The 15,589-nt window shown below is 37.6% G+C and carries 12 protein-coding genes; 3 read left to right on the plus strand and 9 right to left on the minus strand.

From position 1 onward, the window contains the following. A partial coding sequence (locus CRJ00_RS09645) for an IS110 family transposase (RefSeq protein ID WP_144038139.1) occupies positions 1-245 on the minus strand: 245 nt, incomplete at its 3' end. 384 nt (positions 246-629) lie between these two features. Between CRJ00_RS09645 and CRJ00_RS09650 the strand changes: the two genes are divergently transcribed. Next, the gene (locus CRJ00_RS09650) at positions 630-1,466 is read left to right on the plus strand and encodes an MBL fold metallo-hydrolase (protein WP_099366668.1); all 837 of its coding nucleotides are present in this window, start codon (positions 630-632) and stop codon (positions 1,464-1,466) included. 6 nt (positions 1,467-1,472) lie between these two features. Then, positions 1,473-2,441, plus strand: a complete 969-nt coding sequence (locus tag CRJ00_RS09655) for a helix-turn-helix transcriptional regulator (protein WP_099366669.1) — start codon at positions 1,473-1,475, stop codon at positions 2,439-2,441. On the opposite strand, the gene CRJ00_RS09660 is transcribed toward CRJ00_RS09655, so the two are convergent. The 6 genes from CRJ00_RS09660 to CRJ00_RS09685 form a co-directional block, all read right to left on the minus strand. Continuing rightward, positions 2,438-3,805: a Gfo/Idh/MocA family protein gene (locus CRJ00_RS09660; RefSeq protein ID WP_099366670.1), complete on the minus strand. Its 1,368-nt coding sequence runs from the start codon at positions 3,803-3,805 to the stop codon at positions 2,438-2,440. The genes CRJ00_RS09655 and CRJ00_RS09660 overlap by 4 nt on opposite strands. 176 nt (positions 3,806-3,981) lie before the next feature. Beyond that, positions 3,982-4,728 carry a 6-phosphogluconolactonase gene (locus CRJ00_RS09665; protein WP_099366671.1) on the minus strand — a complete coding sequence of 249 codons (747 nt, stop codon included), beginning with the start codon at positions 4,726-4,728 and terminating at the stop codon, positions 3,982-3,984. Positions 4,729-4,761: 33 nt separating this feature from the next. After that, positions 4,762-5,505, minus strand: coding sequence for a glycoside hydrolase family 16 protein (locus CRJ00_RS09670; RefSeq protein ID WP_099366672.1), 744 nt, complete (start codon positions 5,503-5,505; stop codon positions 4,762-4,764). Position 5,506: 1 nt separating this feature from the next. Further along, positions 5,507-6,949, minus strand: a complete 1,443-nt coding sequence (locus CRJ00_RS09675; protein ID WP_099366673.1) for a CBM96 family carbohydrate-binding protein — start codon at positions 6,947-6,949, stop codon at positions 5,507-5,509. A gap of 18 nt (positions 6,950-6,967) precedes the next feature. Further along, entirely contained in the window at positions 6,968-8,341 is a 1,374-nt protein-coding gene (locus CRJ00_RS09680) for a RagB/SusD family nutrient uptake outer membrane protein (RefSeq protein ID WP_099366674.1), read from the minus strand. A gap of 11 nt (positions 8,342-8,352) precedes the next feature. Next, complete coding sequence (locus CRJ00_RS09685; protein WP_099366675.1) at positions 8,353-11,445, minus strand: SusC/RagA family TonB-linked outer membrane protein; 3,093 nt, start codon at positions 11,443-11,445, stop codon at positions 8,353-8,355. 226 nt (positions 11,446-11,671) lie between these two features. On the opposite strand from CRJ00_RS09685, the gene CRJ00_RS09690 reads away from it, so the two are divergent. After that, positions 11,672-12,715: a LacI family DNA-binding transcriptional regulator gene (locus tag CRJ00_RS09690; RefSeq protein ID WP_099366676.1), complete on the plus strand. Its 1,044-nt coding sequence runs from the start codon at positions 11,672-11,674 to the stop codon at positions 12,713-12,715. Here the strand turns inward: CRJ00_RS09690 and CRJ00_RS09695 are convergent. Both CRJ00_RS09695 and CRJ00_RS09700 read right to left on the minus strand, forming a co-directional pair. Continuing rightward, positions 12,712-14,031: a sugar MFS transporter gene (locus CRJ00_RS09695; RefSeq protein WP_099366677.1), complete on the minus strand. Its 1,320-nt coding sequence runs from the start codon at positions 14,029-14,031 to the stop codon at positions 12,712-12,714. The two genes, CRJ00_RS09690 and CRJ00_RS09695, sit on opposite strands and share 4 nt — an antisense overlap. A gap of 11 nt (positions 14,032-14,042) precedes the next feature. Next, entirely contained in the window at positions 14,043-15,587 is a 1,545-nt protein-coding gene (locus tag CRJ00_RS09700) for a beta-N-acetylhexosaminidase (protein ID WP_099366678.1), read from the minus strand. Positions 15,588-15,589: the final 2 nt, after the last annotated feature.

Here is a 15,589-nt window from a genome sequence, read left to right on the forward strand (position 1 = left end):
GAAAAACGCCTGATGACAAGGGGGTTGATGACCGAGACACGTTCATCCCTTTCCCAGAGGAACCTTGCCAGGCGGAAGTAATAGGGACCGGTGGCCTCCATCGCTATATGGCTGCCGTGCATGTGGCCCAGGGCCTCCACAAAACCCGCTTGGTCGTTACGGAAACGACCCTTGAAAACCTCTTTCTCTCCCGATTGGACAGAAATGTCAAAATAATCCTTTGAACAATCAATACCTGTTACCATATTTGTATATCATATTTGTGGATTACAGCAGCTCTTATCATAACTTATCAATCGAAAAAAAACAGGCTCCTGGCCTAATGAACTGTCCAAGTTTATGATAGGAATAAGAGAGGGGGGATTAACATTGCGAAGGGTCTCTCAAGGACCAATGACGATTAAAAATCTTACTCCCTCTCTCGCTGTATCCTAAATGAAATACAAAATTATATTCTGTCTCTTTAATTCCTATAACTTACTTACAAACTTACGATGACGGATGTGTAGTGCCTCCTCGCAATGACGGGGATTACTTGAAATTATTATTACAGGAAGTAACCCAAAATAAAAACAAACTTGTCATTCTGCTTTTAAAACAGCAAATTTATATTCAAATAAACGCAGAAGATGAATTTATACAGTATCGATACCGGGTTTTTCAAATTAGATGGTGGGGCGATGTTTGGTGTAGTACCGAAATCCTTATGGCAGAGGACTAATCCTGCAGATGCTAACAACCTATGTACTTGGGCGACTCGATTGCTCCTGATAGAACATGGAAACCGATTAACATTGGTGGATACTGGTCTTGGGGATAAACAGGACGATAAATTCTTTTCCCACTATTACCTTCATGGAAATGATACCTTGGATGGATCCCTAAAGAAACACGGTTTTCATCGGGATGATATTACCGATGTAATTCTTACCCATCTTCATTTCGACCATTGTGGGGGTGCTATAATCCGCGAAGGAGACCGCTTGTCCCCTGCATTTAAGAATGCTGAATTTTGGTCAAATGAAAAACATTGGGATTGGGCAGTCAATCCTAATCCAAGGGAAAAGGCATCCTTCTTGAAAGAAAATATCCTACCCATCTCGGAGAGTGGGCAATTGAAATTTATTGATGAAAATAACCCTGTTTACGACAGCGACATCTTCATGAGATTTGCCAATGGCCATACCGAAGCCATGATGTTGCCGCAGATGAAATATAAGGATAAGACCATTCTGTACATGGCCGATCTTCTTCCATCGGTTGGTCATATTCCAATTCCTTATGTTATGGGCTATGATGTACGACCTTTGGTAACCATGCAGGAAAGACAGGATTATTGGAAAGAAATTGTGGATAATGAATACATCCTATTTCTGGAACATGATGCTGAACATGAATGCTGTACGCTACAATATACTGAAAAAGGAATTCGTTTAAAGGACACTTTCAAATTAAGTGATATTTAACATCTTATGTCCATCGACTTAAAGAAAAGGTTCGACCGTATTGTTGAAATTCTAATTCAATTACAGTCCAAGAGAATCGTAAAGGCGCAAGATTTGGCGGATCGATTTGAGGTAAGCTTACGAACCATTTATCGGGATATGAAGAGTTTAGAACAAGCTGGAGTCCCGATCATTGGCGAGGCTGGAACCGGCTATTCCATCATGAATGGCTATAACCTCCCGCCGGTCAGTTTCAATAAAGAAGAAGCTTTAAGTTTTGTGGCTACCGAGAAATTGGCGGAGAAATTCTTTGATAACAGCACAAGTCGGCATTATGGCTCTGCAATGATGAAAATAAAAGCCATTCTGAAATCACATGACCAAGAAATGTTGGAGCATATGCAGGGACAGATCATCATGAAAAAACAGGATAATCCCATTTTTTCCAATCATGCTCCGCAACTTTTAAATGCGACCCTGACTTCGATTGCCCAGAAAAGACAGCTCCGAATACTATACCAAGGCATCAAAGATGATCAAGCCAACGATAGAACTATAGAACCTTTAGGGGTTCTTCATGAAATTGGCTATTGGTATATTATTGCTTATTGTTTAGTCCGCAAGGATTATAGACAATTCCGCAGTGACCGGGTTATGGAAGTTAATTTGTTGGAATCTGATTTTTCCAAAGAGCACCTAAGTATGGAAGAGTATATAGCCCTGAATCCACCTACGACCTATGAAAGATCAAAAGTTCGGATTAAAGTAAGCAAAGAAATGGCCCCACATGTCAGATGGCAAAGAAACCATTATGGCTATATTTCGGAAGAAAAGAAGGATGACCATTTTATCATGCAGTTCGATTGCAGGGATATTGAACACGAGTTTCCTCGTTGGTTATTGATGTTTGCCGATCATATCGAGGTGTTAGAACCAGCCATATTAAAAACCAGGATGATGGAAATCATCCAAGACATTAATCTGAAATTCCGTTAGACCTTTCCTTTTATCCAGCTATCATACGGATGCTCCCATCCTTTTCTATAGGTTCTTTTCAATTTTTTGGTAGCCTCTGGATCATTTACGATTTTTTTCTTTATTGGGTCATATATAAGTGGTCTATTGAGTTCCATGGAAATATTGGCAAGGATACAGGATGCGGAGGATATATGTCCTTCTTCGATATCGGCAACAGGTAAATGATCTTTTTCGATAGCGGTCAATAGGTTCATCATTTGTCCTCTAGTAGCAGGTGCTGCATTTAATTCGATACGGGGTTCTTTAAGGTCTTCTGGGAATTTTTCCCTTTCGAACAACACCTCTCTTAAAATACGCTCACCTTTCCCATGGGGTATGAATTCGTATTTCATGGTATTTCCTTTTAATGTTCCCTTATCTCCATAAATAATAAAAGACCAAGGATAGGCGGGATCGGCAGGAGCTCCCCAAGTTCGATGGTTCCAAACACAATTTAAATCATCATATTCAAATATGGCCGTTTGGGTGTCTGCAATGTTTGATTTTGCATCTTTTTGCACATAAATTCCACCCGTTGCCGAAATACGTTTTGGCCAACCCAACTTTAACAACCAACGCACGGTATCAAACATGTGCACACACATATCCCCGGTTATTCCATTACCATATTCCATAAATGCCCGCCACCAGCTGCCATGTGGCAAGCCATCGTAAGGTCTTAAAGGTGCTGGACCTGTCCATAAATCATAATTCAAAAAGGACGGAACGGGTTGTTCTGGAGGATTGGCATTGCTCTTCATATGAAAATAACAACACATCTCTACGTGGGAAATTTTACCTAGCAAACCTTTTTCGATAATATTTTCCTTAGCATCGATCATATGGGCAGTACTTCTTCTCTGGGTACCGATCTGTATTTTACGTTTATACTTTCGCGCAGCCGCTAAAACAGCTTCTCCTTCCAGCACATCCACACTTACCGGCTTTTGCAGATAAACATGAGCACCATTTTTTATCGCTGCTATAGCCATCAAAGCGTGCCAATGATCTGGAGTGCCTATGATCACGATGTCCAATTGATGCTCTGCCAATAATTTCCGATAGTCTTCATAAAGTGCGGGTGTTTTCTGGGATTTTTGTTTTCCAGCGACTAATCTTCCAGCCTCCTCCAAATGGTTTTTGTCCACATCACATAAAGCTACCACCTCTACATCGGCCACCTGTAATAATCTAAACAGATCGCTTTTTCCATACCAGCCTGTCCCAATCAAAGCCACTTTTTTACCAGCTGCTTTTTCCAATCCAAAAACATCTTGAACAAAAGCTGCCAAGGATAATAATGCAGCTGTACCTGTAATAAATTCCCTGCGGTTGAGGTTCATAGCGTTAGGTTTAGGTTTTTAATAAAACAAGATAACAAGAAGCTTGCTAAAAACAAAAAAGACCAATGATGGACATTGATCTTTTTATTACCTAATAAATAGGAATATTTATAATGGATTGGTTAAGTACTTGCTATAATACGAAGATAAAGCATAGTAGAAAACAATCCTTACGGTTAACCGTAATTATAGGCGTTTTTATCGAAATAAAATTTACAGTCAGGGTGAGTTCTTAAAATTGTAGATGGCCAATTAATGGAAATCTCACCATGAAGGGTTTGATAAACAGCCTCTGACTTATGTTGACCCGAAACAATACAGAACAAATGTTTACCACTCATAATAGTAGGAATTGTGAGTGTCAATGCATGTGAAGGGACCTCATCTATAGTAAGAAAGCATTTGTCGTTCACCTGTTGCTGCCTACAAACCTGATCCAATTCCACCTGTTTAATAACAGCAGAATCCTCAAAATTAGCCACTGGGGGATCATTAAATGCGATATGTCCATTCTGTCCAATCCCTAAGATAATAATATCGATAACCGCGTTATGGATAAGATTGGTCATTCGTTTGATTTCATTCTCAACCGAGTTTTTAGAATCAATCAGATGAAGTTTCTTTACCTTGACCTTGTTAAATATGCGCTCCATTAAATAATTTGAAAACAATTGTTCCGCATCATCTGATAATCCAATATATTCATCCATGTTAAAAGCGATTATCTTTTCCCAAGGGATTTTGGTGGAATTGACCAGGTAATCCAAGGTTTCATTTTGGGAGGGAGCAGCAGCAAATATGATCCTTACTTCTTCCTGAACTTTCAATAAGTCCGTAATCTGCATTTCAATAGCTTTACCCGCGGCTAATCCTGCAGCTTCTTTCGTTTCAAAAACTGCCATCATTTTTTCATTTACATCCATGTTCTATTAAAAAGGGTTAGGTTGATTTATGCATTAATTTTTATTAAACGTAACACTATCGATGACGATCTCTTGCTCTTTTAAATCGGAAGGCATCTGCCCCTTAAATAACCAAAGGTTAATGCGCATTCGTTCCGTTGTGGCTTTTGGAACATCCGGTCCTGTATATTTCCAAGCAGCATAGGGCGCAATAGCAGCATCAGAATTTACCTGGCTGATAAAATTGATCTGATCTTCTTGCCAATCAAAACTGTGTCTTGTTGGACCAGCGTTACTGGGAATCTGGAAACGATGTTTATTACCTGTTTTATCAGAGGGTTGAATGGCAAATTGTGCATTCTGATTTTCAGGGATTGACCATTTCGAGAACTCAATATCGATCTCCTCCACATCATTTAAATAGGTAAATAATCCAGAAACAACATTTTGGTCTAATAAGGTTATATCTGAATGTACATAAAAGGTATATTTACCATAACCTAAAGGCTGTTTACAATACATTCCCGCGCAATACCAATTACCATCTTTTTGCGTGATTTTTAGGTGCAGCTTTCCCTCCTTATCTATCCAAACATTATCTTCCGAATTGGAAAAGTAATTTGGGCCAGGTCCTTTTTTGACCATATCGTTTCTTACGATCCAATCAAATCCGGAGAATTTAATTACACGATCTGTAGGCTCTTTTGGCTTTTCCACAACTGGCGCCTGGGTTCCACAATTCATCATTAACAACAACAATCCGACTCCTGCTGAGCCTACAAAAAGGTTTTTCTTCATCTTATTCCACTGTGATTTTTAATTCCAAATTTTCCAGAATAGCACCTGCTCGATCTCTAGCAGTCAATTTTATAGTTTGTGTGCCATTTTGTTCACCATCATGAATGAACAATAAATTCTTCAAATCTAAATCTAATTGTGAAAATTTGCTGCCTTTCTTTAATACTTCTGCACCTTTTAATAACCAGCCAAATACTGGAGCCTCCTCAATGGTGTAAATAATATCACCTGCTGATGCACCAGAAACTTCTAAATTATCCTTGGAAAGTACATATACACCGCCATTTTCAATTTTAAAATCAGTTATGTTTTCTAAAGTCAATTCTGAATCTCCAGATGCCAATGTAGCAATTATCATTGGTGGTAATAAGGTGGCATGTTCTTTTGATGCAATTTCATCGGTTTCATCTGAGCCAGGTTGTCCATCCAACATAAATGATTTTAAACCCTCTGGATTGACGTTTTTATAATAATCTGTTATATCAAAATTGAAAAAACTAACCTTACTGGTTTTTATGGAGGCAATTCTTGGACTCGTTGGAAACACCATATTGTTAAATTTTATTGATGCCTCTGTCCAACTAGCATTAGGTGTTTCAAATAGATTTAGATCGACCCCTTTGGCATGTGTAAAAGAAACAGACAACTGCATCCTTAAATCTGTAACCACACCTTCTTTCTTAAAATCATTAAAGTCAAAAATCATTACTGCCTTACGGTCATAATCACCATTTCCAGAAACGTTCTTAATTTTTAACAGGTTGGTGGTTCCGAAATTCTTATCCGAATCAATTCCTCCATTGATGTAAGAATCGTGTTTAGGAAAAATGGTATCTAACAAAAGGTTTGGGTTTACAGCATTTGCATCTCCTGTTGGCGCGGAATAGTAAGTGATAAAATTGGTCACATGCATCACTCCATTAGTAGGGACAAGATTGGAGGTGCGGATCTGCCATTGGCTATTCGTTCCTTCATTGATGATCCCAACATAGGTACTACTATGAGAAAGAAACATCGTTTGCCCATTCTCTGTATTATAAGCAATTGGTTTATTACTTGCAGATAGTGCTGGATCATTAAAATTTACTGTACCATTTACGATATGATATTTCAGCATATTCTTCAAAATCGGTAAAGGAATATCATTTATAGACGCATAACCATTGTCTTTTAGATAAGCTGTAAATGCTTGGTTGTTAGGCGCAATAAAAGTATATTCTTTCGATCCATTATAAAAGCTTTCCATCCCAGCTTTAATGATCGCTTCTTTTAAAAGACTTAAAGATTCGTTTTCTGAAATAAAGGTTAGCGCATCAACTGAAAGTTTACTATTATCAGGACCTTTTACATAATCAAAATTCTCCTGTATTTCACAGCTATATTGCATACCAATTAATCCTACACCTAATAGCACCATTGATATTGTATTTTTTAACTTTTTCATAAAATTAATTTTCATTGGTTATTTGTAGAATTCATTTTGATTGAGCTTCGGATTTCTTAATAAAGCATTCTCATGGATTGGCCATACTAGATTTTTTTCGTCTGATAGTCCATTTAAAGGATTCATTGTATTTATGGCTTTACCTGTTCTTACGAGGTCAAACCATCGATGCCCTTCAAAGGACAATTCAATAGATCGTTCATGTAAAATAGCAGAAGTAAGATCACCATAAAGATTTTTTGCCACCTCCAAATCCATAATTGACAATCCAGCTCTCCTTCTAATATTATTCAGGAGTGTTAAGGACTCATCTGTTTGGTTAAGATTGGATAATGCTTCTGCTTTTAACAGCATAATATCAGCTAATCGAGTCAAAACAATATTATTACCTGAAGGGTCAGGGCTTTCATCATTGAATCCCACACCAAAGAATTTCCATATTTTACGCGGTTGAACTTCTTTCACATCATAGATTAGATTTTTCCTTAAATCCCCTTCTTCAAAAGAAGCTATAAATTTTGAACTTGGAACATAATCAGAGTCCGAACCTAAAGCATATAAAACTCTTAAAGAATTTGTCTGAACCTCATTATAACCCACTTCAAATATACTTTCTGAGCTTGCTCCCTTATTGAAAATACTATTCCAATCATTAATGGAAACTAAACTGAATTGGCTATCGTCTAGTACTTTGTCGGCATATCCTACTGCTTTATCATACTGTTTTTCCCACATGGCAAGTTGGGTAAGAAATGCATATGCAGCACCTTTTGTTAAAAACACTCTATTTCTATCCCCCGTATAATTGTCTGCACAATTGGCCGCTGCAAACAATAAATCTTCTTCAGCCTGTTTTAGAACATCGGCCTGACTATTTCTTTCCACGAACAAATTCTGATCTATACTTTCGTATGGTTCCAAAATGATGGGGACATCACCCCATATCCGGGTTAAATAAAAGAAGGCCAATCCCCTGAGTCCTCTAGCCTGTCCCAATAATTGATTTCTTAATGCACTATCTTCGGATTCAAAAACCGTAGGAATATATTTAATGGCATAATTAGCCCGTGAAATCAAGGTGTAAAAATTATCCCAACGTGCAGAATTAATGATTGGTGTAAGATTGTTTTGCTGTAAGGCAAATGGATCTCCTGAATGTCTTGTAGTTACATTATCTGCCCTTCCTTCACCCCAATAAGCAAAGTTTATACGAAAAACAGATTGTAAAGAATTATAAATGCCATTCACTCCGGCCTGTGCATCGGCAGGTTTTTTATAAAAACCTTGTCCCGAAAAATTACTGATAGGTTCTTTATCCAAAAAACTTGAACAAGAAGTAGTTGAAGCACTCAAAACAAAGGCGGCTATGATATATTTAAATGATAGTTTCATGATAATTCAAATTAAAGTCCAAATGTTAAACCAAACATAAACGTACGGCTCTGCGGGTAAGACCCCTCATCCAGGCCCACCCGAAGTCCGGAATACGAATTTACATCAGGATCAAAACCAGTATATTTGGTCCAAGTGATTAAATTATTGGCATTAATAAAGGCGTCAACCTTTCTGAGTCCAATTTTTTGGGTCCATTCGGGTTTCAGACTATAACGTAGGTTTACATTTTTCAACTTGATGTAAGAACCATCTTCTACCCACCTACTTTGAACACGTGAATCTGATTGCTTTGGATCGTCCCTAATCAATCTTGGAAAATTAGTGATATCTCCCTGCTCTCGCCACCTGTCAAGTGCATCTGTAGAAAGATTATTGTACCGTACAACAGAGTTTCTTTGATGGTTCAATTCACTATATATTTCATTTCCAACGGAATACTGAAAGAATACATTGAGATGGAAATTTTTATAACTAAAATCGTTAGAAATACCACCAAAGAATTTTGGTTCAGCATAACCAATAATTTCACGATCATCCTGATTGATGATATTATCTCCATTTAAATCCTTCCAAATGGGATCACCGCCCACAAAAACAGGTCCGCTAGCACCATGAGTAACTTTGTTTACATTATCTTCATCACGCGCATATACGCCCATAAAACGCCATCCATAAAATACACCGATTGGCAGTCCTTCTTGTAAAATATGATATGTCCCATTTTGGATATACCCATTCGTCAATAAGTTTTCTGGCAAAGATGCTACTTTATTCCGGTTCAAACTTATATTAAGACCTGTATTCCAGGTGAATGCACCTTGTAAGTTTTTAGTTTGTAAGCTAAACTCTAAGCCTTTGTTTTCAATATTTCCAATGTTCTGAGTAATAAACTCGAAACCTGTAGTATTTGGAATTGGTACATTATATAATAAATCACGTGTTTGCTTTAAATACGCTTCTGTCGTAAATAAAACCCGATTGTTCCAAAAGCCCAATTCCAGACCAAGGTTATATTGTGTCGTTGTCTCCCAACTCAAACTCGCATTTGGCATAACAGTAGGCGATGCTCCTGAAAAATCAAGGTAATTCGTTCCTAAGGTAAATTCACCCTGTGAAGTGTAATCTCCAATCGCTTCATTACCAGTACTTCCTAAACTAAACCTCAATTTACCATCACTTAACCAACTGGCATCTTTAAGCATTTCTTCATCCTTAAATCTCCACCCGGCGGAGGCAGATGGAAAAAATCCAAATTGATTATCTCTACCAAATCGGGATGATCCATCTGCTCGTAGATTGAATTCTAAAAGGTATTTACCTCTATAATCATAGGTAGCACGTCCAAAATAGGATAACATGGCGTGTTCGGAAGCCACATTCACTCCTTGGTTAGAAATGACCGATGCGGCATTCAGCGTTCTGATATCATCACTTGGAAAGAACATTCCATCAAGTCCCGTACGATCAAATCGCCACTTCTGGAAACTCATACCCAAAACCCCTCCAAAATTATGTACATTCTCCAAACTCTTTTGGTAGGTGAAATAACTTTCATTTCCCCAAGTGAGATTACCAATATTTCTTACCCCTCCTGTATTATATCCCTCACGATAATCTAATATCGAAGGCATAAATTCTTCCTCTTTCATGGATATATAATCCAAGTTAAAATTTGATCTGAATTTCAGGTCTTTAAATATATCAGCCTCTACATATTGACTTCCTATTATACGATTGCTTTTGTTGAGGTTAGTGGCATATAATGCCATTCCAACTGGATTGCGCATACCGATCATATAACCATTCAAGGAACCGTCTGGTAAGTACATGGACATGTTTGGAGGTCTAACCAATAAACTTCGAATGATACTTAAATTCCCTGTTCCTGCAGCATTGGTCCGATTGTTCACCCCATTGGTATAAGAAATACTTTGGCCTATTCTAAGGTAATCCGTTAGATCAAAATCAACATTCAATCTGGAAGTAAACCTTTTGTAATTCGAATTTAGAATTATCCCATCTTGATCTAAATAGGATGTGCTCCAAGCATATTTTGCCGCTTTGGTACCACCTCTTACTGCAACATCAATTTTATATTGCTTCGCTGTACGCATCAATTCATCCTGCCAATCTACATCACCATTGTTCATTGGGTTTAAAGAATCAATTATGGTATAATACGGTTCTTCTGGATTTGGTAGGGCAAAGTAAGAATCCAAGACAGCTTCTCTATATTGGGCAGCATTAAGCACGCTTAATTTACGGGTGAGGTTACTAATGCCCGTTGTAGCATTGACAAGGACTTCAGGTTTCCCTTCAGCACCTCGCTTAGTCGTGATCATAACAACCCCATTTGCAGCCCTAGAACCATAAATAGCTGTGGAAGCTGCATCTTTTAATATCTCTATGGATGCAATATCACTTGGGTTGATATCTGCCAAAGGATTGAGGCCGAAGTTTTCTGTACCATTTAAGGAGGAGATAGAATTTGACTCAATTGGAATGCCATCAACGACAAACAATGGATTATTGCCTGAGTTCAAAGAAGAATTTCCTCTCACACGAATCATCATTTCTGATCCTGGTGCACCGGAGTTTGAAGATATCTGAACACCGGCAGCACGACCTTGAAGAATGGAAATAGGATCTTGTAAACTGGTTTTTTCAATCTCATTGGAACCGACCGAAACAATTGATCCAGTCAGGTTTCTTTTCTTTTGGCGACCATACCCTACTACAACTGTTTCTTCAATGACTGTAGAACTGGATTCTAAAGTGACTTGAAGAATAGTTTGGTTTTGGACAGTAACACGTTTTTCGGTAAATCCTTGAAAGCTGAATATCAATTCTTGACCAACAGAAATATTGGTCATTTCAAAATAGCCTTGATCATTTGTACTTGTTGCTTTAGAGCTGCCTGCGACTTGGACGGTTACTCCGGCCAAACCAGCATTATTGCTATCCTTAACATATCCTGTAATAGTTTTGGTCTGCGCCTGGGCAGTAAAGAAGGCTAACAAAATCAATCCTAAGAGAAAGAGTATTTTGCTAACTACTCGACTTTCCAATTTAATCATAAATCGGTGGGTGGTTATCATCATAATTTCAGATTAAAGGTTTACAATCTGTTTGTTTATGTAAGCAAGTTATGATTTTAAGATAATTTATGCAAATGTTTGCATTAAAATAAATATCACGTTGCGTTATTTTATGGTTATAAATTAATTATACACATATTTTAATGCAATCAATTGCATTAATCAATATGATTCATAAATTTGAATAACAGAAAAATTACATTAAATTAGGTTCCATAAATTTTTAAGGATGAAACAGGCAGATTCCCCAAGGATTACCATAAAAGATATAGCAAAAGCATTGAACGTTTCGACTTCAACCGTTTCCCGCGTTTTATCGAATCATCCCGCGATCAGTGAGGCTACTAAAAAAATGGTGAATGAAAAAGTTAAGGAATTAGGTTTTTCAATCGACCCCATAGCTTCCAGTTTCCGGAGTAAAAAAACAAAGTCCATCGGGGTGATTTGCCCAAGAATTGATATTGATTTTCATTCCAAAGTAATTAGTGGAATTGAAGACTATGCTTATAAAAACGGCTATCAAATAACCATTTTTCAATCCCAGGATAATTACAAAAAAGAAAAGGAGATTGTGCAAATGCTGGAGAGTTCTTTGGCTGCCGGATTAATAATTTGTCCTGGTTTAGAAACACATCGCTATGAACATCTCAAAAAGTTAAAAAAAGCCAATATCCCCTTGGTGGTATATGACAGAAATGCAACAGGTTTAAAAACCAACAAGGTGATGATCAATGATCATGAAGCATCCTTTAAGGCAACTGAACATCTAATTCAAATAGGCTGTAAGCAGGTTGCACATATTTCTGGAGACCAATCGGTAGGCATTTTCCAATCTCGTTTACAAGGATATAAAGATGCATTACTTCAGCAAGGATTAACTGTACAAGAAGAATTGATAAAGGAAGCCAAGCATTTGAGTTATGAGGAGGGTTTGGAGCTGGCTCAATCTTTGGCTAATTCGAATATGAAAATAGACGGATTAGTTTGTGCAAATGATTATACTGCCGCAGCAGCTATACAAGTTTTTAAAAAATTGGGATTTCAAATCCCAAAGGATATCGCGATTATAGGTTTTAGTAATTACCCTATTTCCAAGGTTGTTGACCCCCAATTATCCAGTATAGACGATAATGCTTATTCCATGGGCAAAGTAGCATCGAAACTTCTTATCCAGCAAATTGAAGACCCTGATTTCGAACACACCGATTACCAAGAAATTTTAATAAAAACCGAACTTATCCTTCGGGAGTCGAGCGACAGGGATAAATATTAAGTTTTCCAGTTTCTGAGTTTATATCCGTGAAAAGCATAATAAATGAGATATGCGTAACATGGTATTAATACCCAATAGGCTTCCCGCAGACCCATATAATCAGCAAAATACCCATACAGCATCGGTAGGATAGCATTTCCACACAGGGCCATTACCAATAACGAAGCGCCAATTTTAAGATATTTACCCAAATCTGATAAGGCTAACGGCCATACTCCAGCCCATATCATCGAATTGGCGAAACCTAATAAAACCAAGAACCAGACGGAAACATCCGTCTGATAACCCAAAAGATTAATTTCCCCATTAAAGAATAAAATCCCTGTAGATAATATCAGACCAAAGCAGGTGCAGAATTTCAAGGCCGATAATTGGTTGATGTATTTCGGGATCAAAAAGATCCCCAATAAATACCCTATAATCGTAGCAGTAAGCGTATATGAAGGAAAAGTTTTGGCATCATAGAAGCTTAAGCCATGATGTTGAGCATAATTAATGATACTATCTACCGCAATTACTTGGGAACCAACGTGAAAAAATATAGCAACACTTCCTAAAACCAAATGAGGAAAAGCGAAGATATTGGGCTTTGCTTTAGCATCAGATAGATCAGATTTCCCATCCTCTGAAGTATTTATTTCAGGTAATGGCGAAAATTTGATCAATAAGCCCAATCCGATTAACACGACGCCCACAATCCCATACGGAACCATGACCCTTTGTGTCAATCCATTTAGAGCAAGATTTTTTTCCTGGGGAGATAAGGTCAGAATTGATTCAAAGTATTCTTTATCTTCCGGCTTAAGAATAATAGCCGCGAACAATAATGGAGCAATAATGCCAGCCATTTTATTACAGATCCCCATGATACTAAATCGTTGGGCGGCTCGCTCTTTATCTCCCAATATCGTCACATAAGGATTCGCAGCTGTTTGTAGGACTGAAAGACCAATACCTAAAGTGAATAATCCAAGAAGGAATAAAGGGTATGATCTGACGGCACCAGCTGGAATAAATAAGAAGGCGCCAACTGACATCACAAAAAAACCCAACATCATCCCAGTTTTAAAACCAAATCTATTTAAGAGGTATCCAGCAGGTAAAGACATCACGAGATAGGCAATGTAAAATGCAAATGCAACTAGATAGGATTCAAAATGATTTAATTCAAACGCTAATTTGAAATAGGGAATCAGAATGGCATTTATCCAGGTTACAAAACCAAAAACAAAAAACATGATTGCAATGATCAATACCGACATTCTTTTCTGTCCTGTTGTCAAGGATTGAACTGAAACTTCCTGATAATTCTTCATGACCCAAGGTTTTAATCGCTTTTTCCCATTCTTGTTAATCGCTCGTACAAGAGGCGTACTTTCCTATTTCTAAGATCATGTTCATCCTGAATTTCACGAGTATAAATAAAGTCACCATTCAGTTTTTCAAAACGCTCATCCAGGTTATTATCCAAAATTCCTTTTAATTCTTGTATTATGGCAGGTAGCTTTGCGGAATCAAAATCAGCTAGGTTCAATTGCTGTTCAATTAGCATATAACTAAGGTATTGGGCTCGGATTTCTGCCATTAAGGGGTAATGAGCATATTCTGTTTTATTGTTTTTAGGGTTTAATTCCTTCAATTCCCTCAGGACCCATTCTGCACTATCTTTTATAGTTTGAATGGTCAAATCGGAGGATCCAACTACACCTTGATTTATTTCATAAGGATTGGCCTGAAGAGCTTTCCAGAATCGTTTTGATTCTTGGTCATTGAATCCATATTGCCTTTTGGCATAGTCTAAAACAAAGTTGTCAACCTTTAATGGCCTATCACTTTTCATCGCTTCAAAGTAGGCTGAAATCAAGAGGTTGAATCCAGATAATGGGTAAACGCGACGAATAGGATACAGTTCAACTAAATCTTTTGGGGATTCCCATAAACTGGAATACAACCCGGATGTTGACCAGGATGTGATGACCATGCCTTGATATCCAAAACCACGTGCCAAGGGAATAAATTCACGGATATTTCTGAAATGTTTTTCCCATTGGGTGATATAATAATTATCAGGATGTGACCTTAAAGATGGAGCCCCCCAAATCTCAAACCCAGACTGCAAAAGATTACTATGTTTACCGAACATATTGATGTCCCAACCATAATTCCAATCCACAAAGATTGTTTCTTTTGGTAAACCTTTAAGTGCGTCGGGATATTTCATGGCAATATCTGCCCATAGTACAGGTCTTTTGCCCAAACTTACGACCAATTCACAAAGAAGTTTTATATAATCACCATAAAGCCTTCCCTTACCAAATTCTGCAACTTTCTTTTGCGATTCCTTAGAATGTCCAAGTAAGTAAGTTTCATCTCCACCAATATGGATATATTCTGATTGATGTGTACTGATCAAATCATTGAATAGATCTCTAAACAATTCTTTCGCCAGGTCTTCTTTAAGAGGATTTATCTGCGAATAATCCTTTTGATCCTCACGGAGTTCCTTATATCGATAATGACGTAAGATATACTCCACATGACCAAAACTTTGTTGAAGTGGAATCACATCAATTCCTAAGTTTTCACAATAATTCACGAAATCAATAACTTCCTCCCTAGTATATGCGAATTGATTAGGGATCAAAGGATGGTTTTTGAATGGATAAGTAGCCTCCCATTCCATAATTAATGTATTCATACCCCCATCCTTCAATTGCTTTGCAAATGATTTTAATGCCGGTATTTTCATCACTTGAACCCTTAGGTCCAAATGAAAGCCTTTAACCTTAAAATCAGTGTTCTTTGATTGGGCAGAGACATTTATGAATAAAACATTCAAAAAAGTAAATACGAGGATTATTAAGTTCTTCATAA

It is taken from the genome of Sphingobacterium sp. 1.A.4 (genome assembly GCF_002734245.1).
Taxonomy (GTDB): Bacteria; Bacteroidota; Bacteroidia; order Sphingobacteriales; family Sphingobacteriaceae; genus Sphingobacterium; species Sphingobacterium tenebrionis.